This window comes from Asanoa sp. NPDC050611, assembly GCF_040654855.1.
Lineage (GTDB): Bacteria > Actinomycetota > Actinomycetes > Mycobacteriales > Micromonosporaceae > Asanoa.
The window spans coordinates 1-20956 of sequence record NZ_JBFAIU010000118.1 but is presented as its reverse complement, the minus strand read 5'-3'; the positions used below and the strand labels follow the sequence as shown (position 1 = coordinate 20956).

At 72.0% G+C, this 20956-nt stretch carries 21 protein-coding genes, 1 pseudogene and 1 riboswitch; of the genes and pseudogenes, 12 read left to right on the top strand and 10 right to left on the bottom strand.

From position 1 onward, the window contains the following. Positions 1–204: hypothetical protein (locus AB0H87_RS19555; protein ID WP_360147108.1), on the bottom strand; the 204-nt coding region annotated here is incomplete at its 3' end. A 47-nt stretch (positions 205–251) separates the two neighbouring features. Between AB0H87_RS19555 and AB0H87_RS19550 the strand changes: the two genes are divergently transcribed. The 3 genes from AB0H87_RS19550 (at position 252) to AB0H87_RS19540 (ending at position 2417) form a co-directional block, all read left to right on the top strand. Then, the gene (locus AB0H87_RS19550; RefSeq protein ID WP_360147105.1) at positions 252–656 is read left to right on the top strand and encodes a helix-turn-helix transcriptional regulator; all 405 of its coding nucleotides are present in this window, start codon (positions 252–254) and stop codon (positions 654–656) included. 73 nt (positions 657–729) lie between these two features. Next, positions 730–1680, top strand: a complete 951-nt coding sequence (locus tag AB0H87_RS19545; protein WP_360147102.1) for an ATP-binding cassette domain-containing protein — start codon at positions 730–732, stop codon at positions 1678–1680. Next, a complete protein-coding gene (locus AB0H87_RS19540) occupies positions 1677–2417 on the top strand; it encodes an ABC transporter permease (protein WP_360147099.1) in 741 nt (246 codons plus the stop codon). The genes AB0H87_RS19545 and AB0H87_RS19540 overlap by 4 nt, the downstream gene beginning before the upstream one ends. Before the next feature lie 8 nt (positions 2418–2425). Here AB0H87_RS19540 and AB0H87_RS19535 read toward each other — a convergent pair whose 3' ends face one another. Then, the gene (locus AB0H87_RS19535) at positions 2426–5530 is read right to left on the bottom strand and encodes a BTAD domain-containing putative transcriptional regulator (protein ID WP_360147097.1); all 3105 of its coding nucleotides are present in this window, start codon (positions 5528–5530) and stop codon (positions 2426–2428) included. A gap of 528 nt (positions 5531–6058) precedes the next feature. On the opposite strand from AB0H87_RS19535, the gene AB0H87_RS19530 reads away from it, so the two are divergent. Then, a complete protein-coding gene (locus tag AB0H87_RS19530) occupies positions 6059–6478 on the top strand; it encodes a hypothetical protein (RefSeq protein ID WP_360147094.1) in 420 nt (139 codons plus the stop codon). 120 nt (positions 6479–6598) lie between these two features. Further along, a complete protein-coding gene (locus tag AB0H87_RS19525) occupies positions 6599–6928 on the top strand; it encodes a hypothetical protein (RefSeq protein ID WP_360147091.1) in 330 nt (109 codons plus the stop codon). A gap of 154 nt (positions 6929–7082) precedes the next feature. On the opposite strand, the gene AB0H87_RS19520 is transcribed toward AB0H87_RS19525, so the two are convergent. Continuing rightward, positions 7083–7967 (bottom strand): RNA polymerase sigma-70 factor, encoded by an 885-nt coding sequence (locus AB0H87_RS19520; protein WP_360147088.1) that lies wholly within the window; start codon positions 7965–7967, stop codon positions 7083–7085. A gap of 137 nt (positions 7968–8104) precedes the next feature. On the opposite strand from AB0H87_RS19520, the gene AB0H87_RS19515 reads away from it, so the two are divergent. Further along, positions 8105–9553, top strand: a complete 1449-nt coding sequence (locus AB0H87_RS19515; RefSeq protein WP_360147085.1) for an MFS transporter — start codon at positions 8105–8107, stop codon at positions 9551–9553. Here AB0H87_RS19515 and AB0H87_RS19510 read toward each other — a convergent pair. Next, positions 9539–10534: an SMP-30/gluconolactonase/LRE family protein gene (locus AB0H87_RS19510; protein WP_360147082.1), complete on the bottom strand. Its 996-nt coding sequence runs from the start codon at positions 10532–10534 to the stop codon at positions 9539–9541. The genes AB0H87_RS19515 and AB0H87_RS19510 overlap by 15 nt on opposite strands. A gap of 180 nt (positions 10535–10714) precedes the next feature. Here AB0H87_RS19510 and recO point away from each other — a divergent pair, with 180 nt between their 5' ends. The 3 genes from recO to AB0H87_RS19495 all read left to right on the top strand — a co-directional run bounded on the left by recO (position 10715) and on the right by AB0H87_RS19495 (position 12684). Continuing rightward, positions 10715–11494, top strand: coding sequence for a DNA repair protein RecO (recO, locus tag AB0H87_RS19505; RefSeq protein ID WP_360147078.1), 780 nt, complete (start codon positions 10715–10717; stop codon positions 11492–11494). Then, on the top strand, positions 11491–12312 hold the full coding sequence (locus AB0H87_RS19500) for an isoprenyl transferase (RefSeq protein ID WP_360147075.1): 822 nt from the start codon (positions 11491–11493) through the stop codon (positions 12310–12312). Before recO ends, AB0H87_RS19500 begins: the two co-directional genes overlap by 4 nt. Positions 12313–12489: 177 nt before the next feature. Next, positions 12490–12684 carry a hypothetical protein gene (locus tag AB0H87_RS19495; RefSeq protein WP_360147072.1) on the top strand — a complete coding sequence of 65 codons (195 nt, stop codon included), beginning with the start codon at positions 12490–12492 and terminating at the stop codon, positions 12682–12684. 41 nt (positions 12685–12725) lie between these two features. Here AB0H87_RS19495 and AB0H87_RS19490 read toward each other — a convergent pair whose 3' ends face one another. Genes AB0H87_RS19490 through AB0H87_RS19475 form a run of 4 tightly spaced genes read right to left on the bottom strand, consistent with a single transcriptional unit; the run spans position 12726 to position 16065 of the window. Further along, positions 12726–13268 (bottom strand): GNAT family N-acetyltransferase, encoded by a 543-nt coding sequence (locus tag AB0H87_RS19490; protein ID WP_360147069.1) that lies wholly within the window; start codon positions 13266–13268, stop codon positions 12726–12728. A 29-nt stretch (positions 13269–13297) separates the two neighbouring features. Beyond that, on the bottom strand, positions 13298–14098 hold the full coding sequence (locus AB0H87_RS19485) for an energy-coupling factor transporter transmembrane component T (protein WP_360147066.1): 801 nt from the start codon (positions 14096–14098) through the stop codon (positions 13298–13300). Continuing rightward, complete coding sequence (locus AB0H87_RS19480; RefSeq protein ID WP_360147063.1) at positions 14095–15480, bottom strand: ABC transporter ATP-binding protein; 1386 nt, start codon at positions 15478–15480, stop codon at positions 14095–14097. Before AB0H87_RS19480 ends, AB0H87_RS19485 begins: the two co-directional genes overlap by 4 nt. Positions 15481–15483: 3 nt before the next feature. Further along, positions 15484–16065, bottom strand: a complete 582-nt coding sequence (locus tag AB0H87_RS19475) for an ECF transporter S component (RefSeq protein ID WP_360147060.1) — start codon at positions 16063–16065, stop codon at positions 15484–15486. A gap of 69 nt (positions 16066–16134) precedes the next feature. After that, positions 16135–16239: riboswitch (TPP riboswitch) on the bottom strand. 49 nt (positions 16240–16288) lie between these two features. Here AB0H87_RS19475 and AB0H87_RS19470 point away from each other — a divergent pair. Together AB0H87_RS19470 and AB0H87_RS19465 are read left to right on the top strand one after the other, a co-directional pair. Next, positions 16289–17113, top strand: a complete 825-nt coding sequence (locus AB0H87_RS19470) for an alpha/beta hydrolase (protein WP_360147057.1) — start codon at positions 16289–16291, stop codon at positions 17111–17113. Beyond that, complete coding sequence (locus AB0H87_RS19465; RefSeq protein WP_360147054.1) at positions 17110–17919, top strand: AAC(3) family N-acetyltransferase; 810 nt, start codon at positions 17110–17112, stop codon at positions 17917–17919. Before AB0H87_RS19470 ends, AB0H87_RS19465 begins: the two co-directional genes overlap by 4 nt. A gap of 8 nt (positions 17920–17927) precedes the next feature. On the opposite strand, the gene AB0H87_RS19460 is transcribed toward AB0H87_RS19465, so the two are convergent. Further along, positions 17928–18359 carry a VOC family protein gene (locus tag AB0H87_RS19460; RefSeq protein WP_360147051.1) on the bottom strand — a complete coding sequence of 144 codons (432 nt, stop codon included), beginning with the start codon at positions 18357–18359 and terminating at the stop codon, positions 17928–17930. Between the two features lie 189 nt (positions 18360–18548). Between AB0H87_RS19460 and AB0H87_RS19455 the strand changes: the two genes are divergently transcribed. Further along, positions 18549–19421, top strand: coding sequence for a hypothetical protein (locus tag AB0H87_RS19455; RefSeq protein ID WP_360147048.1), 873 nt, complete (start codon positions 18549–18551; stop codon positions 19419–19421). 238 nt (positions 19422–19659) lie between these two features. Here AB0H87_RS19455 and AB0H87_RS19450 read toward each other — a convergent pair. Next, positions 19660–20956 (bottom strand): annotated as a pseudogene (locus AB0H87_RS19450) (pyruvate dehydrogenase (acetyl-transferring), homodimeric type); the annotation flags it as partial.

Genomic DNA, 20956 nt, shown 5'->3' with positions numbered 1-20956 from the left:
GTCGAGCTCGCGGCCGATGTCGACCATGCCCTGCCCACCACCGACCCCGGCGAGCTCGGGCAGTGGTTCGTCGAGTCGGCCGACTCCGGCTAGCGCGTACACGTGCAGCGGCGCCGCGAAGACCAGCAGCCACGAGCCGAATTTGTCGATCGTGGTGGCCGCGTACAGCCGGCGGAAGTCGCCATTGCCGCGCAACAGGTTCATGACCGCGGAGACTATTCTCAGAAGAAAGAAGATGGCAAGATGTTCTTGTGGAGATAGTCGAGCTGGGTCGGCGGTTGCGGGCCCGACGCACGGCGAGCGGGCGCACCATCGCCTCTGTCGCCGCGGACGCGGGACTCTCGGTTCCCTACATCGCCAACCTCGAGAACGGCCGCGGCAACCCGACCCTCGCCGCGGTCGCCAGCCTGGCCACCGCGCTCGGCACCGAGCTGCGGGTCGAGTTGAGCGACGGCGCGGGGACCGAGGCGACCCCGGCACAACTGCCCGACTCCCTGGTCCGCTTCGCCCGCACCCAACGGTTCGCCGCGGAGCGCCTGCCGGACCGCGAACGGGTCCTGACCGCCATGGCGACCCTCGGCGCGCTCGCCGACCGGCCCCTCACCGAGCTCGACTGGCACCGCGTCCTCGACACGATCGTGCTGCTCAGCCGCTGACCGGACCGCGTGTCAGGCGCCGTGTCAGGAGCGTGTCAGGTGGGTGGCGGCGGGCCCGCCGATCGTTGTCCGCATGACGAGTTCAGCGATCACCGCTTCCGGGTTGCGGAAGGCGTACAAGGACAAGGTCGTCCTCGACGGCATCGACCTCGATGTCGCGCCGGGCACGATCTTCTCGTTGCTCGGCCCCAACGGGGCCGGCAAGACGACGACGGTCAACGTGTTGACCACGCTGATGAAGGCCGATGCGGGCACGGTACGCATCGCCGGGCACGACGTGGCGACCGACACCAAGGCCGTCCGGGCGGCCATCGGGGTCACCGGTCAGTTCGCGGCGGTGGACGAACTGCTCACCGGCCGGGAGAACCTCAAGCTGATGGCCGACCTCAAACGCCTGGGCGCGAGCGAGGGCAAGCGGGTCGTCGCCGACCTGCTGGAGCGCTTCGACCTGACGGAGTCGGCGGACAAGATGTCGGCCACGTACTCCGGTGGCATGCGCCGCAAGCTCGACCTCGCGATGACCCTGGTCGGCAAGCCCCGCATCATCTTCCTCGACGAGCCGACCACCGGTCTGGACCCGCGCAGCCGCCGGACGATGTGGGACATCATCCGCCGGCTCGTGGCCGACGACGGCGTGACCATCTTCCTGACCACCCAGTACCTCGACGAGGCCGACCGGCTCGCCGACCGCATCGCCGTCCTCGACGGCGGCCGGATCGTCGCGCAGGGCACGCCCGCCGAGCTCAAGCGCCAGATCCCCGGCAGCCACGTCCGGCTCCGGTTCGCCGGTGACGCCGAACTGGACGCCGCGCTGCGGCTGCTGGCCAACGCCACCCGCGACGACGAGGACGACCTGGTCCTGCGGGTTCCCAGCGACGGCGGTGCGCGGTCGGTGCGCACCCTGCTCGCGCAGCTCGACACCGAGTCCATCGAGGTCGAGGAGTTCTCGGTGCACACGCCGGACCTCGACGACGTCTTCCTTGCCCTGACCGGCCGTACCAGCGAAAAGGTGAACGCATCATGAGCAGCGCGACGACCATGCTCGGACGCAACTTCAAGCACACCCTGCGCAACCCCGTCGCCGTCTTCAACGGCGCCATCTTCCCGATCGTGCTCATGCTGATGTTCGTCTACGTCCTGGGCGGGGCGTACGACATCCCTGGCAACTACGTCGACTACATCACGCCCGGCATGATCATCCTGACCGTCTGCTATGGACTGTCAGGAACCGCGCTCGCCGTCAACTCCGACATGACCAAGGGCATCATCAACCGGTTCAAGGTCATGGACATCTCGCGCAGTGCGGTCCTGTCGGCGCACGTCGCGGCCAGCATGCTCCGCTCGCTGATCGCGATCGCGGTCCTCATCGGGGTCGCGCTGATCATGGGCTTCCGGCCCGCCGCGAGCTTCCCGGACTGGCTGGGCGTGATCGGCCTGCTCGTGCTGGTCACCTTCGCCACGAGCTGGATCACCGTCGCCCTGGGCCTGGCCGCGAAGACGCCGGAATCCGCCGGCCTGATCTCCGTGCCCCTGGTGATGCTCCCGTTCCTGAGCAGTGCGATCGTCCCTGCCGACACGATGGCGGCCGGCGTCAAGCAGTTCGCCGACTACCAGCCCTTCACACCCATCATCGAGACGCTTCGCGGCCTGCTCGACGGCACGCCGTCCGGCGGCGACGCGGTCGTGGCCATCGCCTGGTGCGCCGGCATCGCCCTCGTCGGCTACGTGTGGTCGCTCTCGACCTTCAAGAAGCGCGCCTGATCACCCGGTCAGAACGCGAGCGTGACCTCGGCGAGCTGATCAGAGCCCGTCCGCGAGCCCTCCTGCGACACCTCGGCGAACCGTTCCTCGCCGAGGTGTCGCCGCGTGTCCTGCTCGATCCGGGCGGCGTCCGGGTTGGCCCGGTCCGGCTGGCCCCGCACCGCGACGCTGGCCCCGAGCAGGCGCGCCGCCTGCTCGTACCGGTCCTGCCGGACGGCGAGGTCCGCGAGACCGATCAGGGTCTGGGCGACCATGGGCGCGTAGCCCGCCTCCGAGGCCGCCTGCCAGGCCGCCACACGGTGGGACCGCGCCTCCCGGAGATCGTCGGCCAGGTAGCCGAGCACGTCCTGGATGCCCGCCCGGACGTGCGCCGCCTGCGCGTCGTCGCCGAGGAGGGCGGTCGCGACGCCGAGCTGGCGGCGTGCCTCCGCGGCGTCACCGGCCCGCCGCGCGAGCTCGGCCTTGGCGAGCGCGAGCTCGCCCAGCGCGTCCGGCCAGGTGACACCCTCGGCACGGTGCTCGGCCTCGGCGATGGCGGCCTCGCTGGACTCCCGGTCACCGAGCATCCAGTAGAGCAGCGCCTGTTGGGTGCGCAGCAGGATGACGTCCTCGACGGCGCCGACCTCGGTGACGACGGTGACCGCCTGCTCGAACAGCTCGCACGCGCGGGCGAACTCGCCGCGCAGGCCGAGTTGCGCCGCCAGCTCGGAGAGGGCGATGAAGATCCCGAACCGTTCGCCGAGGGTACGGAACTCGGCGAGCGCCAGCTCCAGGTTGGCCTCCGCCTCGGGGCCACCCTGGCCGAGCACGATCCGCATCTTGCCCATCTGGAACCGGGCGAGGGCCCGTACCCAGGGATCTTCACTGGTCAGCAACGACTCGAACGCGGTCGCCGCCGCGTCCGGCGACTGCAGCAGGCGTTCCAGCGGCTCGACCAGGCCCAGCAGCGGGTTGCGGTGCTCGCTCTGCTGGCTGAAGCGGGCGGCCTTGCGGATCCACTCCGCGCCGACGTGCTCGCCACCCCGCCCGGAGGTCACGAAGAAGACGACCATGCCGTACGCCATGGCGCGGGCGTCGTCGGTCACCTCGCCGGGCATGCTGGCGGCCGCGAGCAGCTGCTCGAGACCCTCGGCGCGGCGCCCGCCGAGCCACCAGTACCAGCCGGCGGCGCCCGCCAGCCGCATCGCCGACTGCGCGTCACCGGCGGCGACCGCGTTCCGCATCGCGGCGGCGATGTTGTCGTGCTCGACCGCGAGCGTGGCGAGCCAGACCAGCTGCTCGCCGCGGCGCAGGTGCGGCTCAGCGGTCTCGGTGAGCCGGGTGAAGTAGGCGAGGTGCGCCCGGGTCGCCAGGTCCGACTCCCCCGCTTCGGCGAGCCGGTCCGCGGCGTACTCCCTGATGGTGCTGATCATCCGATAGCGCGGCGCACCGTCGCCCTCGGTGACCAGCAACGACTTCTCGGCGAGCGAGGTGAGCAGGTCGAGCACGTCGTCGCCGCCGCAGACGGCCTCGGCCGCCTCCAGGCTCGCGCCGCCGGCGAACACCGACAGCCGGCGCAGGACGGCGCGCTCGTCCTCGGTGAGCAGCTCCCAGCTCCAGTCGACCACCGCGCGCAGCGTCTTGTGCCGCGGCAGGGCGGTGCGGCTGCCGCTGGTCAGCAGGCGGAACCGGTCGTCGAGCCGGTTGGCGAGCTGGTCGATGGTCATGGTGCGCAGCCGGGCGGCCGCCAGCTCGATCGCGAGCGGCATCCCGTCGAGGGCACGACAGACGCGCACCATCGTCGCGAGGGTGTGCGCGTCGTGGCCGAGGTCCTTGCGGACGGCCTCGGCCCGATCGCGCAGCAGCCGGACGGCGGCCGCGTCCGCATCCTCCGCCACGGCCAGGGGCTCGACCTGCCAGAGCGCCTCACCGGTGATGCCGAGCGGTTCGCGGCTCGTCGCCAGGATCCGCAGGCGGCGACACTCGCCGAGGACCCGGTCGGCCAGTCGCGCCGCCGCCTCGATCACGTGCTCGCAGTTGTCGAGGATCAGCAGGGCGTCCCGCTCGCGGATGGCGGCGATGAGCCCTTCGGTGGCGTCGGCGCTCGGTGCGGCGCCGAGCAGCGCGTCGCGGAGCCCGAGCGCGGTGAGCGCCGCCTGCGCGACGTCACCGTCCGGACCGATGGCGGCCAGCTCGACGAGCCAGACGCCGTCCGGGAGATCACTGACGAGCGTCCGCGCGGTCTCGGTGGCTAGCCGGGTCTTGCCGGACCCGCCGGGCCCGATCAGCGTGGTGAGCCGGTGCCCGCCGACCAGCTGCCGCACGGCCGCGACGTCGTCCTCGCGGCCGACGAAGCTGGTGAGCTCCTCGCGGACGTTGGTCCTCCGGGTCTGGGTCTCCTCGCGCCTGAACTCGCCGCGCAACAGGGCGACGTGCAGGGCGGACAGCTCGGGCGAGGGATCGACGCCGAGGGTGTCGGCGAGCGCTTCCCGGGTGCGTTCGTAGGTGAGCAGGGCGTCGGAGTCCCGCCCGGCGGCGACGAGGGCGCGCATGAGGGCGGCGACGAGGGGTTCGCGGAGCGGATGGGCAGCGACGGCGTCGGTCAGCTCGCCCACCACCTGGGCGCCGTGGCCGAGACTGACCTCGGCCTCGAACCGCTCCTCCATGGCGGTGAGCCGCAACCCTTCGAGCCGCGTCACGGCGGCGTCGAACGCCTCACTGTCGGTGAGCCCGACGTCCTGCATGGCGTTGCCCCGCCAGAGCGCGAGCGCGTCGCGCAGGAGCCGCAGCCGCGGAAGCCCCTCCTCGTGGCGGGCGGCGGCGGTGAGCCGCTCGAACCTGAGCGCATCGACGGCGTCGGGGTCGACGGTGAGCCGGTAACCGCCGGGCTGGCCTTCGACGCTCCCGCCGGGCAGCGCCTTGCGCAGCCGGGAGGCGAGCCGCTGAAGCGCGTTCGCCGCGTCGGCGGGCGGGTTCTCACCCCAGATCCAGTCGACCAGGGTGCCCTTGGACACGACGCGCCCGGGCTCGAGCGCGAGCGCGATCAGGAGCGCGCGCAGGCGGGCACCGGGGACGTCGGCCAGACTGCCGTCGTCCGCGCGAACCTCGAACGCCCCAAGCATTCCGACCTGCACTCACTTATCCTGCCACGGCGGCCCGCTCGCATCGGCCGCGGCCTGTTTCGGTGCCGGGAGGGGCGGGTGACGGTATTCGCGTGTGGTGGTTGCGGCGGTGGCGCTCCCTCCGCATGCTCACCAGCGGTACGGGTACGGGCTACTCGGCGTGCTCATGAAGCCGGGGACCTATGCGGTCGACCCTGAGCCCTTCGGGCCACCGTTTCTGCTCTGGGCTTCGGTCGGGCCGGCCGAGGCAGAGGCGCGCGGGGTGTACGCGCCCGTTCGCACTGTCGTCCGGGCCGCCGGGAGCGGTCGTCGTTGCTCCGGGCGACGTACGCGGGAGTCTCTTCATCCCCGGGCGGTCCGGCGGGGTCTGCTGCGGCATAGGCCCCGGCGACGGTCCCAACATGGCTTGCGGTCGGTGCCGGCGACCTGTCGCGACCCGCAATCGACGACTGCGGGTTCTGGCAGGCCGTGTGGCTGGATCCGGAGGCGGTCGTCCGCGTCAGCGGCTCGCCCCCCGCGGTCGTCGGCTGGGATCAGCTGGTGACGGAGCGGCCCGACGTCCCGCCGGTGGCGTCGCCGGGGCACTGGGATCCGGTCTGGGCGGCGGCGGTCGCCGTGGCGCTGGCCCGGCTGCTGGTCGCCTCGGGCGGCGCGCCGGTGAGCTTTCCGGACGGGCTCGTCGCCGACGTCTTCCGTCCGGCATTGGACGCACTCCCCTCCACGGGAGCGCCGACCAAGACCCTGGAGCTGGCCGGACCTGGCCTGCCCACCGGCGGCCGCCGACCTGGCGCTCGTCCCGGAGCATCCGCAGACCGGTCAGCCATGGGCGTCGTCCGGGACCGCGACTGCTGTTCCGATCTCGTGGGATATCTGGTCCGGGCTGGCTGTCGAGCGCGACCGCGGACCGTTGCCGGGAGCCGGCACGGCCGACGACGAAGCGCCGCCATTTATGCCGAGTGAGCTGTTCCGACCGGACCGAGCCGTGTTTCTGTCCACATTGGTACGTCTCCCCCAGGTCCGCGAGCCCTGGCTACGGGAGATCTACGAGCGCTGTTTCCGCCGGCGATACGGTTCTCTACCGTGAGCGATGACGGCGTTTGGACCTTGCACAGGCGCGACGGCGGGGAGTTGCTAGCTGACCTCGTGGTGACGGACGGCGACTTCCCGTGGCTGAACGCGCGCGTCGAGGCGCGGGCGGGCCTCGCGGAGTTCCGGCCGCTGTTCGCCGCTGAGCTGCGCCTGATGGAGGACGCGGACGAAGCCTGGGAGCGCGCGTACGACGCGATCCGCGCCGCGGTGACGCTCCGGTACCCGGACGGCCGGGAGGTCCCGGAGTTCCTCCTGCACCTCGACGGCGACGACGCCTGGTGGCGATGGAGCGACGAACCGTTCGACGCGGATGCGGCCTAGGTCATGAGCCTTCCGGTGCCAGGCCGAGCAGCACCGGATCAGGAAAGGGCAGGTCGCGCCACAGGAACGTCCGCGGCTGGAACGTCCGCGGTGGGCCATCGGCGGTCGGGGCAGTGGCAACCACGGATCGTCGAGCACGAGGGTGGAGCGTAGATCAGGCGCGGCTCAACGCGGTCTCGCGCTCCACATGCGACAGTTTCGCCGGGTTGCGGACGTTGTAGAGGCCTGTCACAAACCCGTTCGAGATCCTCAGCGCGACCACCCCGTCCACCTTCCCGTTCTCGCGAACGAGCAGGCCCGGACCGCCGTTGACCTGGATCGGCTCGAACGATCGCCCGGCGATCCGCCGGTGCCACACCGCGGCCAGCAACCGACCCAGCTTCGCCGCGCCCACGATCGGTCGCAGCAGCGCGTGCCGCACCCCGCCGCCGTCGCTCAGCGCGACCACGTCCGGCGCGAGGATGTCCAGCAACCCCTGCAGGTCGCCCGTCGAGACGGCGCGCTGGAAAGCCGACAGCGCCGCGTCGGACTCGGCCGCGGAGACCGTGCGGCCTCTGGGACGGCGCGCTGCCACGTGCGTTCGCGACCGGTACGCGATCTGGCGGACCGCCGCCGAGGACTTGTCGACCGCCTCCGCGATCTCGTCGTACGGCAGGTCGAAGACCTCCCGCAGCACGAACACCGCGCGTTCGATCGGGGCCAGCGTCTCCAGCACCAGGAGCATCGCCGTCGAGATGCTGTCGGCCAGTTCCACGTCCTCGGCCACGTCCGGCGCCGTCAGCAGCGGCTCCGGCAGCCACGGACCCACGTAGGACTCCCGGCGGCGGCCCACGGCGCGCAACCGGTCCAGCGCCTGCCGGGTCACGATCCGCACCAGGTACGCCCGTTCGTCGCGCACCGTGGTCAGGTCGACGCCCACCCAGCGCAGCCAGGTTTCCTGCAGCACGTCCTCCGCGTCGGCGGCCGAGCCGAGCATCTCGTACGCGACGGTGAACAGCAGGTTCCGGTGGGCTACGAAGGTATCGGTCGCGGACTCCATGCCCACCTGACGCCGTGCCGGCCGTCTTTGTGACAGGCGCGGGCCGGTGCCGCTCGTCACACCGCCCGCCTTGTTACGAGGAAACACCACCGCGCGTCTCGTGCTCGTCCGCACCATTCACGCGACAGGAGACAGTCGTGGCAACACACACCGCAACGCGGCCAGTGCCGGCAAGCACAGCGGCGGATCCGAGACGGTGGCTCATCCTCGCCGTCATCGCCGCCGCGCAGCTCATGGTCGTGCTCGACCTGACCGTGATGAACCTCGCGCTGCCGTCCGCACAGCACGCGCTGCACTTCACCGCCGCCGACCGGCAATGGGTCGTCACCGCGTACGCCCTCTCGTTCGGAAGCCTGTTGCTCTTCTGCGGCCGCCTCGCCGACCTGATGGGCCGCAAGGCGACCTTCCTGACCGGGCTCGTCGGCTTCGCGGTTGCCTCCGCCGTCGGCGGCGCCGCGGACAGCTTCTCGACGCTGGTGACCGCGCGCGCCAGCCAAGGCGTGTTCGCAGCGCTGCTCGCGCCGTCCGCGCTGTCGCTGCTGGCCACCACGTTCAAGGACCCGAAGGAACGAGCCAAGGCGTTCGGGGTGTACGGCATGGTCGCCGCGGCCGGCGGAGGCCTCGGGCTGCTGCTCGGCGGGGCGCTCACCACGTACCTCTCCTGGCGTTGGTGCATGTACATCAACCTGGTCTTCGCCGCCGTCGCCATCGTCGGCGGGGCGCTGCTGCTGGGCCGGCAGGAGCGGACACCCGGCGGCCGGCTCGACGTCCCGGGCGTGGTGGCGGTCTCGGGCGGAATGTTCTGCCTGGTGTACGGCTTCGCCAACGCCGCCTCGCACAGCTGGGGCACGCCCTCGACGTGGGGCTTCCTCCTGGCCGGCGCCGCGCTCCTGGTCGCCTTCGCCGCCCGCCAGGCCCGCGCCGCGCACCCGCTGCTGCCGCCCCGCGTCGTGCTCGACCGCAACCGCGCCGGCGCCTACCTCACCGTCCTGACCAGCGGCGCCGCGACGTTCGGGGTCTTCCTGTTCCTCGTCTACTACATGCAGGAGACCCTCGGGTACTCGGCGATCAGGTCCGGCTTCGCCATGCTGCCGATGGTGGTGTTCAGCGGGGCGATGGCCAACGTGGGCAACACGAAGCTCCTGCCGCGGTTCGGGCCCAAGCCGATAGTCATCGCCGGGATGCTGCTCAACGCGGCCGGCATGGTGTGGCTGACGAGGATCGACGCGCATTCGGCGTACGCGTCGGCACTGCTCGGCCCGCTCGCGGTGGTGGGCGCCGGCATGGGCCTCGTCTTCGGCATGGTCGCGGCCACCGGCACGTTCGGGGTGGGGCCCCGGGACGCGGGCGTGGCCTCGGCGAGCATCAACACCGGGCAGCAGCTCGGCGGCTCGATCGGCACCGCGCTGCTGAACACGATCGCGGCCAGCGCTGCCACGGCGTACCTGACCGACCACCCGCAGGCCGCGCAGCTCGCCGCGGTGCACAGCTACACCACCGTGTTCTGGTGGTGCGCCGGCCTGTTCGCGACCGGCGCCCTGGTGTGCGGTGCGTTGCTGCGCCGCGGCCCGCTAGGGCGTGGGTAGCGGGACCACCGCGATGCCGGTCTCGACGAGGCTGCCCAGGTAGAGGTGGCCGGCGTGCTCACGGACGCCGGTCACCATGTGGTAGCCGCCCGCGTCCGTCTGCAGGTCGGCGACCACCGCGCCGGTCGGGTCGACGGCCAGCACCCAGGTGGTCCGGGCGGGTGCGGGCTGCAGCGCGGTGGGCAGTGCCCAGACCACCTTGCGCAGCGCGGGGGTACGCGCGTGCAGCCGGTCGAGCGCCGGGTTGCGCGGCGTGGCGAGGGCGATCCAGATGCGGCCGTCGGCGCCGGTCGACAGGTTGTCGGGGAAGCCCGGCAGGTTGTCGACGAGCACGTCGTGCTGCCCAGCATTGGGTCCGGAGAGCCAGACCCGGGTGACCCGGTAGGCGCCGGTCTCCGCCACCGCGACGAACGACCCGTCGGCGGCGAGGGCGACGCCGTTGGCGAACTGCAGCCCGCCGAGGATGACCTCGACCGTGCCGCCCGGGTCCCGGCGGAGAAGCCGCCCGGTGCCGGTGTGCTCCAGGATGTCGGCCCGCCAGTGCGCGAGCCCGTGCCGCTGCGACGAGTCGCTGAAATAGATCGTGCCGTCGGGCGCGACCGCCGCGTTGTCGCACAGCCGGAACCCGTCGGCGAGCACGTCGACCGCCCCGGAGCCGGGGTCGACCCGCAGGAGGCCGCGGTACGCGTCGCTGACGACGAGATCCCCGTCGCCCGACACCTCGACGCCGAGCGGCCGGCCGCCCGTGGACGCGACCACCGCGGGCGGGCCGCCGTCCAGCGAGAGCCGCAGGACCCGGCCGTCCTCGACGCCCGTGTAGAGGTTGCCGTCGGGATGCACCACCACGTCCTCGGGACCGACCGCACCGACCTGCCGGACCGCCGGGGCCGGCATCGGCGGGTCGCTGACCCGCTCGCGCGCCCGCGGCGACGGCACGGGCGGTCGCCAGACAACGGGATCGATGCGCGGACGGCTGCTCATGGACAGACACGCTAGCCCCACAGATCGACCAATGTCACCGCAGTGTCCGGACCGGACCACCGCGGACCTCGGGTCCGGCGGGAGCGACGGTCCGGACCACCGCGGGCCCGGGACCGCCTGATTCTGATCTTTGCAACACCCGCCGCGACAGGCAGGGAAAACAGGGACCACAATTGGCGGGTGCCGGGCTATCGCCGTCAGCTCTACCGCGACGACGCGGTGGTGTTGCGTGTGCAGAAGCTGGGCGAGTCCGACCGGATCATCACGCTGCTCAGCCGGCGGCATGGGCGGCTGCGGGCCGTGGCCCGTGGCGTGCGGCGGACCACCTCCCGGTTCGGGGCCCGGCTCGAGCCGTTCGGCCACGTCGACCTGCAGATCGCCGGCGATCCGAACGGCGGCGGCAGCGGCCTGCACACCGTCAGCCAGGTCGAGGCGATCCAGCTCTACGGCAAGCGGTTCCTCGACGACTACCCCCGCTACACGGCCGCCTCCGCGATCGCCGAGACCGCCGAGCGGCTCACGCCCGTCGAGCGGGAGCCCTCGTTGCGGTTGTTCCTGCTCACACTCGGCGCGATCCGGGCGTTGGCGGCTCGGGAGCACGCCGGGACGCTCGTGCTCGACGCCTACCTGCTGCGCGGCATGGGCGTGGCCGGCTGGGCGCCCGCACTGGCGGAATGTGCGGTTTGTGGCACCCGCGGCATGCACAAGGCGTTCTCCGTGCCGGCCGGCGGGGCGGTTTGTCCGAATTGTCGACCGCCGGGTGCCGCTCACCCTGCCCCCGCCACGCTCGATCTCATGGTCGCCCTCTCGTCCGGTGACTGGCACGTCGCCGACGCGGCCGAGGCCGGGATCCGTCGCGAGTGCAGCGGCCTCGTCGCCGCTCACCTGCAGTGGCACCTCGAGCGCGGGTTACGCTCGCTGCCGCTGGTCGATCGCACGACGGGGGAAGAACAGAAATGATCAGGTCTCGCAGCGCGCGCCGTGAGGTGCGTCCGCCGACGCCGCACGTCTCGGGCGTCCGGCCGCCGCGGCTCCCCGAGGGCAGCCTGCCCAAGCACGTCGCGATCGTGATGGACGGCAACGGCCGCTGGGCCAAGGACCGTGGCCTGCCCCGCACCGCCGGCCACGAGCGTGGCGAGTACTCGCTGTTCGACACCATCGAGGGCGCGATCGAGATCGGGATCCCCTACCTGACCGCGTACGCGTTCTCGACCGAGAACTGGCGGCGCTCGCCGGAAGAGGTCCGCTTCCTGATGGGCTTCAACCGCGACGTCATCCGGCGCCGTCGGGACCAGCTCGTGGACCTCGGCGTGCGGGTCGTCTGGTCCGGCCGGGCCGGGCGGCTCTGGAAGAGCGTGATCTCCGAGCTGCAGACGGCGGAGGAGATGTCCCGCGGCAACTCGAAGCTGACGCTGCAGTTCTGCGTCAACTACGGCGGCCAGGCCGAGATCGCCGACGCCGCGGCCGCGATCGCCCGCGACGCCATGGCCGGCAAGGTCGACCCCGACCGCATCTCCGAGAAGACCATCCAGCGCTATCTCTACCACCCCGAGGTGCCCGAGGTGGACATGTTCCTGCGGCCCTCGGGCGAGCAGCGCACCTCGAACTTCATGCTCTGGCAGTCCGCGTACGCCGAGCTGGTCTTCCTCGACACCCTCTGGCCCGACTTCGACCGGCGCCACCTCTGGTACGCCTGCGAGCTGTTCGCCAAGCGCGACCGCCGCTTCGGTGGTGCGATCCCGAACCCGATCGCGCCGCCGCCGTTGGAAACGCCCTAGCGCGGGCCCGTGGCGGCGGTGTACCGTCGTCGCATGCGTTACTGATGCCCTCAGGGATTCTGTGTGCCGGTCTGCCGCGTCGTCGGCAGTCTTCGAGCGCCCGGGGCGTCATTCCTATTTTCCGTGGTACGCCGCCGGGCATCCGTCTGTTCTCCATTCGTGAGCGGAGGCCTTCGCATGCCTGCATCCGAAAAGTTCACCGTCGATCTGTCCGCTGTGGAGCTGCCCGACCTCGACCTGGGCGGCAACCGCGAGGCGCGGCGGGGCAAGTCCCCGTCGCACCGCGGCCACGACCGCGCCGTGCCGTCCACAAAGGGCGGTCGCGGCAAGCCGGCCGCGCAGCCGAAGCGCTACGCCTTCCGGCGGGCCTGATCCGACAGAGGAGGGGAACCCCGCGCGGGTTCCCCTCCTCTTCACAAGCGGGGCCAGGGCCGGCGCAGGTCGAGCGCGTAGAAAACCTTGTCGTAGCGCAGATGCCCGACCGCGACGAAGTCGACCAGGCGGCCGTACTCGTTGAAGCCGAGCGTGCGGTAGAGCGCCAGCGCGCGCTCGTTGTCGCCGCGCGCGTCGAGGGTGAGCACCTCGATGCCGGCCTTGCGGGCGCTGGCGACCAGGCCCTCGGTCAGCGCGCGCCCGATGCCGCGGCCCTGGTGACCCGCCGCGACCGCGACCCGCTCGAGGTCCGCGTGCGGGCGGTGGGTCTGGCGCTGGTAGCGGCGCCAGTAGCCGAGCCCCACGACCGTGCCGTCGTCGTGGGCGACCAGGAGAGCCGACTCGCCGGTCGCGACGCCCTCGACCAGCTCCGTCAGCAGGTCGCGGACCTCGCCCTGGGCCGGCGGGAGCGCCCAGCCCAGCGCCGCCCCGGACGACACCAGGTCCTGCAGGATCTTGTGGGCCGGCGGCGCGAGCGCCGTTGCCTCCACCGGATCCGTCACTTCCGCCAGCCGTACACCCATCGCCCACCGCCTCGTCTAGGTGGGTGACATTAGCCGAGAACGGGCCGGAACGTATCCGTCGCGATGCTCACCGTGAGGATGGCTCCCGTGAGCAGGACCGCGCCGAGCACGAACAGCCAGTCCGCGCGGGTGAAGCGTTGCTCGCGGGCGTGCGTACGCGGCATGCCGCTGTCGAAGCCCCGCGCGTCCATCGCGGTCGCCAGCCGGGTGCCGCGCCGGATCGCGCCGACCAGCAGCGCGAACAGCATCGAGGCGAACAGCCGGGCCGCCGCGACCGGGTTGCCGCCGGCGTCTATGCCGCGCGCCCGGCGGGCCATCCGCAGCGCCTGCCACTCCTGCCCGAGCAGTGGCACGAGCCGGAACGCGGCCAGCGTGCCGATCGCGAACCGGGCCGGCGCCTTGGCGTTCTGCACGAGCGCGTCGGCCAGGTCGGTGGGATCCGTGGTGGTGAACACCATGATGCCGGGCAGTGCGAGCGCGACCAGCCGCAGCGCCAGCCCGAGGGCGACGGTCAGCACGCCCGTCGTCACGTCCAGCGCGCCGATCCCGAACACCGTGTCGCCGCCGCGGTTGGCGCCGAACAGGATCGTCGTCAGCACGATGCCGAACACCGACAGCAGCAGCGGCCAGCCGCGGCGCAGCAGGGTGCCGTAGCGGACGCCGAACAGCGGCAGCAGGACCAGCTCGGCCGCGATCGCCAGCGCCGGGGTCAGCGGGTCCAATGTGGTCAGCACGCCGACCGCGAACACCGTTGCGGCAACGAGCTTCGCGACGGGGTTGCGGCGGGCGAGCGGCGCGCTCGAGCGCACCATCACCGCGGCCATCGTCATAGCGCCAGCCTCTGGTCGGCCAACGCGTCGACGAAGGCGGGGTCGTGGGTCACCGTCAGCACGCCGTGGCCCTCGTCGCGCAGGTCGGCCAGCAGGGCCACCAGCTCGATCCAGGTGCGCCGGTCCTGGCCGAAGGTCGGCTCGTCGAGCAGCAGCAGGCGCGGCGCCGCGGCCAGTGCCGTCGCGACGCTCAGGCGCCGGGCCTCACCACCGGAGAGGGTGTACGGGTTGGCCCGCGCGAGATGGTCGAGGTGCAGCCTGGCCAGCAGCTCGTCGACGACCTGCGGTGACCGCCCGCCGACCGCCAGCTCGCCGCGGACGGTCGAGGCGACGAACTGGTGCTCCGGGTCCTGGAAGACCGAGCCGATCCGGGCGGTCAGGTCGGCGGCACGCCAGCGGTGCGGCGGGCGGGCGGCGTCGGCGCCGGCCAGGACGGACGACGCGACGACCCGGCCGGCCGTGGGCTTGAGCAGGCCGCCGAGGAGCAGGGCCAGCGTGGACTTGCCGGCGCCGTTGGGACCGAGGACGGCGAGCGCCTCGCCGGTGCGCACCGACAGGTCCGTCGGCGCGAGCCGCGGCGCCAGCGCGACCCGGTCGGCGGTGACGAGCACCTCGCCCGGCGGGGCGACCGCCCGGCGGGGAGCGGGCAGCGGCCGGCCCGGCACCCAGATCCCGTCGGCCGCCAGCGCCGCGCCGTGCTCACCGAACACCCGCTGCGGCGGGCCCTCCGCGCGGACGCCGCCGCCGGGTTCGAGCACGACGACCCGGTCGACGAACGACACGACCTCGTCGAGCCGGTGCTCGACCATGATGACCGTGGTGTCCCGGCTCAGCGCCTGGCGCAACGAGGCGCGGACCAGGTCGGCGCCCGCCGGGTCGAGGTTCGCGGTCGGCTCGTCGAGCAGCAGCAGGTCGGGCCGCAGGGCGAGGGCACCGGCGAGGGCCAGCCGCTGCTGCTCACCGCCGGAGAGGGCGTGGGTCTCGCGGTCGAGCGGGTAGCCGAGGCCGACGGCGTCGAGCGCCTCGGCGACCCGCGGCCAGATCTCGTCGCGGGGTACGCCCCGGTTCTCCAGCCCGAACGCGACGTCGTCGCCGACCCGGGACATCACGAGCTGGGTCGCCGGGTCCTGGAACACGATGCCGACCCGCTCCCGGGCCTTGCGGGTGTCGAGCCCGTCGATCTCCGCGGTGCCCTCCCGCTCGCCGGAGTCGTCGGCGAGCAGGCCGGCCAGCGCGGCGAGCAGGGTGCTCTTGCCCGCGCCGGACGGGCCGAGCAGGAGCACCCGCTCGCCCCGCTCCACGCGCAGGTCGATCCCGCGTACCGCCCAGGCCTTGCGGCCGGCGTGCCGCCAGCCGAAGCCGCGGAGTTCGACGGCGCTCAAGGGTCAGACCGCCGCGCGTTCGCGGCCGGCCGGGAACCGGTCCAGCGCCCCGGTGTTGACCAGGGCCCGGGTCAGCGCCCACCCCCCGAAACCGGCGATGACCACCGAGCTGGCCGCGGTGATCGCGAGGTACGGGATGCCGAATCTGCCCCACGAGTTGCCCGGGTACCAGTAGAGGACGTCGTAGAGCGCGGCGACGAGGCCCGCGACCCCACCGGCCAGGGCGGCCACCGGGAGTCGGTAGACCCGGTAGGCGAACAGGGCGAAGACCAGCTCCGCGCCGAGCCCTTCGAGCGGGCCTTGCAGGACGAGCGTCCAGCCCCAGGTCGTGCCGAAGGCGACCGAGACCAGCGCGGCCACCGTCTCGGTGAACAGGGCGGCGCCGGGCTTGCGGATGACCAGCGCGCCGAGCACGGCCGGCAGCAGCCAGACGCCGTAGAGCAGCGTGCGCGCGGGCAGGGGGATCGCGTCGGCGGGACCGTTGTAGAGCAGGCCCCAGGCCCAGAAGACGACGCCGAACGCGACGCCCAGGACGGCGGCGACGACGATGTCGACCGTACGCCAGCGGTTGTTGGTGTTGCTCATCGTGCACTGACCTCCCAGTTCGGTGAACCAGGAGAAGACGCACGCCATGTCCTGGGTCGGACATGGCGCGGCTGGAGAAGACCGAACTCCCTGCGCTGGCATTACCCAGATCAGGTTCGAGGGTCTGCGGATTGTCCCGCACTCTCAGCGCTGTGCGCTCCCCTGTCGGATGTGAAGTTGTCTCTGCAGGCTAACACCGGTCCCGGGCGGTACGCTCGCGCCCATGCGGATCGAGGTGCGCGGGCTGACGTTCGAGGCCACCGAGGGAGGTCCGCCCGGCGGGCCCGTGGTGATCCTGCTGCACGGCTTCCCGGCCAACCGGCACGGTTGGGACGATGTGACGCCCTTCCTCAACGCGGCCGGGTTCCGGACCTACGCGATCGACCAGCGCGGCTACTCGCCGGGCGCGCGGCCGCTCGGGGTCGACGCGTACCGGGCGGAAGAGTGCGTTCTGGACGCGGTGGCGTTCGTCGACGCGCTGGCCGGCGGTCGCGCGGACATCGTCGGTCATGACTTCGGCGCACTGGTGTCGTGGCAACTCGCGGCCGCTCATCCGGAGCGCGTGCGGTCGCTGACCGCGGTCTCGGTGCCGCACCCGGCGGCGTTCGGGCAGGCGCTGCTCACCGACCCGGACCAGCAGCAGCGGTCGTCCTACATCGACCTGTTCCGGACGGTCGGCAAGGCCGAGCACGTGCTGTCCCGCGACGGGGGCGCCGGGCTGCGCAAGATGCTGGCCGGGGTCGGTGCACGCATCGACGTGTACGCGGAACCGCTGCTCGAGCCGGGTGCGTTGACGGCGACGCTCAACTGGTACCGCGCCCTGGTGATCGAGGACCTGGTGAAGGTGGGCCCGGTGGCGCGCCCGACGACCTACGTGTGGGGCGAGCGGGACATCGCGGTCGGCACGGCCGCGGCGTTCGCGGCGGGCGACCACGTGACCGGCGACTACCGGTTCCTGGCGCTGCCCGGCGTCGACCACTGGGTGACCGAAGCGCAGCCCGACGTGCTGGCCCAGGCGATCCTGGCCCGGATCGGGTCGGCGTCGTGAGCAACCACCCGTCGTCGGTCGACGACCGGCTGCCGCACACCCGGTCGTCTCTCGCCGCGGACCTGCTGGCGCTCGGTGTGCGCCCGGGTTCGACGCTGCTCGTCCACGCGTCGCTGAAGCCGGTGGGCTACATCGCGGGCGGCCCGCACGCGCTGGTGCTCGCGCTGCGGGACGCGCTGGGCCCGGACGGCACGCTCGTGGTGCCGACCCACACGCCGGACAATTCGGACCCGGCTGTGTGGCAGAACCCGCCCGTACCCCAGGAATGGTGGCCGGTCATCCGCTCGCACATGCCCGGCTTCGACCCGTCGGTGACGCCGAGCCGCTGGATGGGCGCCGTGGCGGAGGTGGTCCGCACGTGGCCGGGCGCGCAACGCAGCGACCACCCGCAGGTGTCGTTCGCGGCGCTGGGCCGCCTGGCGACGGAGGTGGTCTACGGCCAGCCGCGCGCGGGGATGCTCGGTCCGGACTCGCCGCTGGGCAAGATCTACGGCCTGGACGGCGATGTGCTGCTGCTGGGCGTCGGCCACGACTCGAACACGTCACTGCACCTGGCGGAGTACCGGCAGCCGGACGCACCGACCGCCCGCCTCGGCGCCGCGGTCCAGACCCCGGACGGCGACCGGGAATGGGTCTGGTGGGAGGACATCGACCTGGACGAGGGCGACTTCGAGCTGCTGGGCGCGGACTTCGAGGCCACGGGCGCGGCCCAGATGGGCCGGGTCGGGGGCGCGATGTCACGCCTGATGTCCCAACGCGCGGCGGTGGACTTCGCGGACCGGTGGATGACGGAGAACCGCAAGTAGCACTTTGTTCAGCCGACCATGTCGACCTCGGTCATCCCGTCGGCATGCCCGGGCGGCCACTGCACCAGTTCGATCCGGTTGCCGTCGGGGTCGGTGACCCAGGCGGTCAGGAACTCCGTCGAGCCATCGGGCGACGAGGGTTCCTCGACCTCGATGCCGCCGGCGGCGAGCCGCTCGACCGTGTCGGCCATGGACGCGACCTGGACGACGAAGTGGTTGAGCCGATTGCCGCCGGGCGGGGTCGCGTGGTCGTGCACGAGCTCGATGGTCACGAAATCATCGTTCGGCAACCGAATCATCGTGAGACTGCCGAACGCCGTCTCGGGCACGGTCCCCAACACGCGGTAACCCAGGCCGGTGTAGAAGGCGAGCGACCGGTCAAGGTCAGCAACCCGCAACCCGAAGTGCAAGGTCCTCATCGCGTACGCATCGCGTGGCATGCCACCAGGGTCGCACTGTCCATTGCGCACCTGGAGCAGCCAGCCTTTCGTAGCGGCTGATCCGCCCGTTCGTTCGACCCGTGCGCCGAGCTAGTGGATCTTGGCCAGCCCCTTGAGCACATACGCTCGCCCAGCGCCCCGCGGCTGGACGGCCGGGTGCCGCTTCATCGGACAAGGATGTCGGGATTCATGGCTTTTGTAAGCGCACTGATCGTGCTCGTTGTGTTGATCGCGGGAGGCCTGACCTTTCGAGCCAAGCGTCGCCGGCGCGACCCGTTGGCGGCCGAGCACCACGCCGAACTGAAAGTGGCTCGGAAGGGCCTGCGTGAGGCGGAGAAAGCTCGCAACGACGCGATCAGGAATGCTCAGAGATCCCTCAGAAGCGCCGAGCGGGCCCATGCGAAGCAGGTTCGCCAGGCCCAGTCGGCACTCTCGGAGGTCACGAATCCGGATGGCAAGAGGATCGGCAGCTATGGCGGCGTCAAGCTCCACGAACTGGCCGTCCACACGCCGAACGGGCGCGGTGACCTCATCGGCGCGAGCGCGACGGTCGACACGGCCGGAAACCTCGTATTGAGCAAGCGACCGACCTTGACCCGGATGGCCGCGGGCGGGTTGCTGCTCGGCCCCCTCGGTGCGCTCGGCTCGCTGGCGTTCCAGAAGACGAAGAAGCACGACGCGCGTGAGCTGTACCTGCTCATCGAGACGCCCGATCTCGCCAGCGTCGTGAAGTGCCCCGCCGACGAGGGCCTGAAGGCGCGCTCGTTCGCCGCGAAGATCAACACTGCGGCGAAGCAGGCCGAGGCGATCGCAGCCGCCCGGCCCGGGCAGATCCAGGAAGCGCGGAAAACGCTGGCGTCCGCCGAAGCGGACACCGCCGCAGTCGAGTCGGCTCGTGCGGAGCTCGCCCAGGTCGAGGGCGACACCGTCCTGTCCGAGCACGTCGAGGTGGCGCAGGCACGATTGCTCGCACTCGAAGCGGCGCGGCCGAGCGGACAGTTGGCGTTGCCCGCGCCTGCGACCGACGACGGCCCGGCAAAGAGCGGTGACGCGTCGCCCTGACCGGTCGTTCGTCGAGGTCGCATCCTTTCCCGACCTCGACGAAGGGTTTCCGGTCAGCCGCCCAGGCCGTAGCGTTCGCGGGCCTCGCGGACGCTCCGGTCACGGGCGCAGGCCGTAGCGATACCGAGCCGCGGTCCCTCCCGCCCAGCCGCCCAGGCCGTAGCGATCCCGAGCCGCGCGGACCCTACCGCTCAGCCAGCCAAGCCATAGCGATCCCGAGCCGCGCGAACCGTTCCGGTCAGTCGTCCAGGCCGTACCGCTCCCGGGCCTCGCGGACCGTTTCCGGCTTGATTTCGCCTCGCCGGGCCAGGGCCGCCAACGCCGCGACCGCGATCGACTCCGGGTCCACGCCGAAGTGGCGGCGGGTCGCTTCGCGCGTGTCCGACAGGCCGAAGCCGTCCGTGCCGATCGAGTGCCAGTCCTGTGGGACCCACTGCGCGATCTGGTCCGGGACCGCGCGCATCCAGTCGCTGACCGCCAGCACCGGGCCCGGTTCGCCGTCCAGGACCCGCGTCACGTAAGGCACCCGGTCCTCGCCCTTCAGGGCCGCCGCGTCGCAGGACAAGGCGTCACGGCGCAGCTCGGTCCAGGATGTTGCCGACCAGACGTCCGCCGCTACGCCCCAGTCCGACGCCAGCAACCGCTGCGCGTCCAGAGCCCAGTGGATCGCCGTGCCCGAGGCCAGGAGTTGCAGGCGCGGGGCCTCCGCGAGGTCGGCTGTGCGGAACCGGTACAGGCCCTTCACGATGCCCTCCTCCACACCGGCGGGCATCGCCGGTTGGATTTTGGGCTCGTTGTAGACCGTCAGGTAGTAGAAGACGTCCTCCGCGTGTGGGCCGTACATCCGGCGTAGTCCATCTCGGACGATCACCGCCAGCTCGTAGGCGAAGGCCGGGTCGTACGACACCGCCGCCGGGTTCGTCGACGCGATCAGGTGCGAGTGGCCGTCCGCGTGCTGGACGCCCTCGCCCGTCATCGTCGTGCGGCCCGCCGTCGCGCCGATCAGGAAACCGCGGCCCAGTTGGTCCGCGAGCGCCCACATCTGGTCCGCGGTCCGCTGCCAGCCGAACATCGCGTAGAAGATGTAGAACGGGATCATCGGCTCGCCGTGCGTGGCGTACGCCGTGGCCGCCGCGGTGAAGTCGGCCATCGAGCCGGCCTCGGTGATGCCCTCGTGGAGGATCTGGCCGTTCGTGGCTTCCTTGTAGTAGAGCAACATGTCGCGGTCGACCGGGTCGTAGGCCTGTCCGACCGGCGAGTAGATGCCGTTGCCGGGGAAGAGCGACTCCATCCCGAACGTGCGCGCCTCGTCCGGCACGATCGGCACCCACCGCCGGCCCGTCTCCGGGTCCCGCATCAGGTCCTTGACCAGCCGGACGAACGCCATCGTCGTGGCGATCTCCTGGTTGCCGGAGCCCTTCGCCAGCGCCTCGAACGTCATCCGCAGGTACACCGGGCAGATGGACACCGGCAGCTGCCTCGACTTCGCGACCGCGTACCAGGACCTCATCGTCACGAAGGGAACGCCCCGTGAC

What these genes read in the sequence shown, in the direction of transcription:
- AB0H87_RS19545 (WP_360147102.1), top strand. Translation starts at nt 730, where the DNA reads ATGACGAGTTCAGCGATCACCGCTTCCGGGTTGCGGAAGGCGTACAAG.
- AB0H87_RS19540 (WP_360147099.1), top strand. Translation starts at nt 1,677, where the DNA reads ATGAGCAGCGCGACGACCATGCTCGGACGCAACTTCAAGCACACCCTG.
- AB0H87_RS19520 (WP_360147088.1), bottom strand. Translation starts at nt 7,967, where the DNA reads ATGGAGTCCGCGACCGATACCTTCGTAGCCCACCGGAACCTGCTGTTC.
- AB0H87_RS19510 (WP_360147082.1), bottom strand. Translation starts at nt 10,534, where the DNA reads ATGAGCAGCCGTCCGCGCATCGATCCCGTTGTCTGGCGACCGCCCGTG.
- AB0H87_RS19500 (WP_360147075.1), top strand. Translation starts at nt 11,491, where the DNA reads ATGATCAGGTCTCGCAGCGCGCGCCGTGAGGTGCGTCCGCCGACGCCG.
- AB0H87_RS19495 (WP_360147072.1), top strand. Translation starts at nt 12,490, where the DNA reads ATGCCTGCATCCGAAAAGTTCACCGTCGATCTGTCCGCTGTGGAGCTG.
- AB0H87_RS19490 (WP_360147069.1), bottom strand. Translation starts at nt 13,268, where the DNA reads ATGGGTGTACGGCTGGCGGAAGTGACGGATCCGGTGGAGGCAACGGCG.
- AB0H87_RS19485 (WP_360147066.1), bottom strand. Translation starts at nt 14,098, where the DNA reads ATGACGATGGCCGCGGTGATGGTGCGCTCGAGCGCGCCGCTCGCCCGC.
- AB0H87_RS19475 (WP_360147060.1), bottom strand. Translation starts at nt 16,065, where the DNA reads ATGAGCAACACCAACAACCGCTGGCGTACGGTCGACATCGTCGTCGCC.
- AB0H87_RS19470 (WP_360147057.1), top strand. Translation starts at nt 16,289, where the DNA reads ATGCGGATCGAGGTGCGCGGGCTGACGTTCGAGGCCACCGAGGGAGGT.
- AB0H87_RS19460 (WP_360147051.1), bottom strand. Translation starts at nt 18,359, where the DNA reads ATGCCACGCGATGCGTACGCGATGAGGACCTTGCACTTCGGGTTGCGG.
- AB0H87_RS19455 (WP_360147048.1), top strand. Translation starts at nt 18,549, where the DNA reads ATGGCTTTTGTAAGCGCACTGATCGTGCTCGTTGTGTTGATCGCGGGA.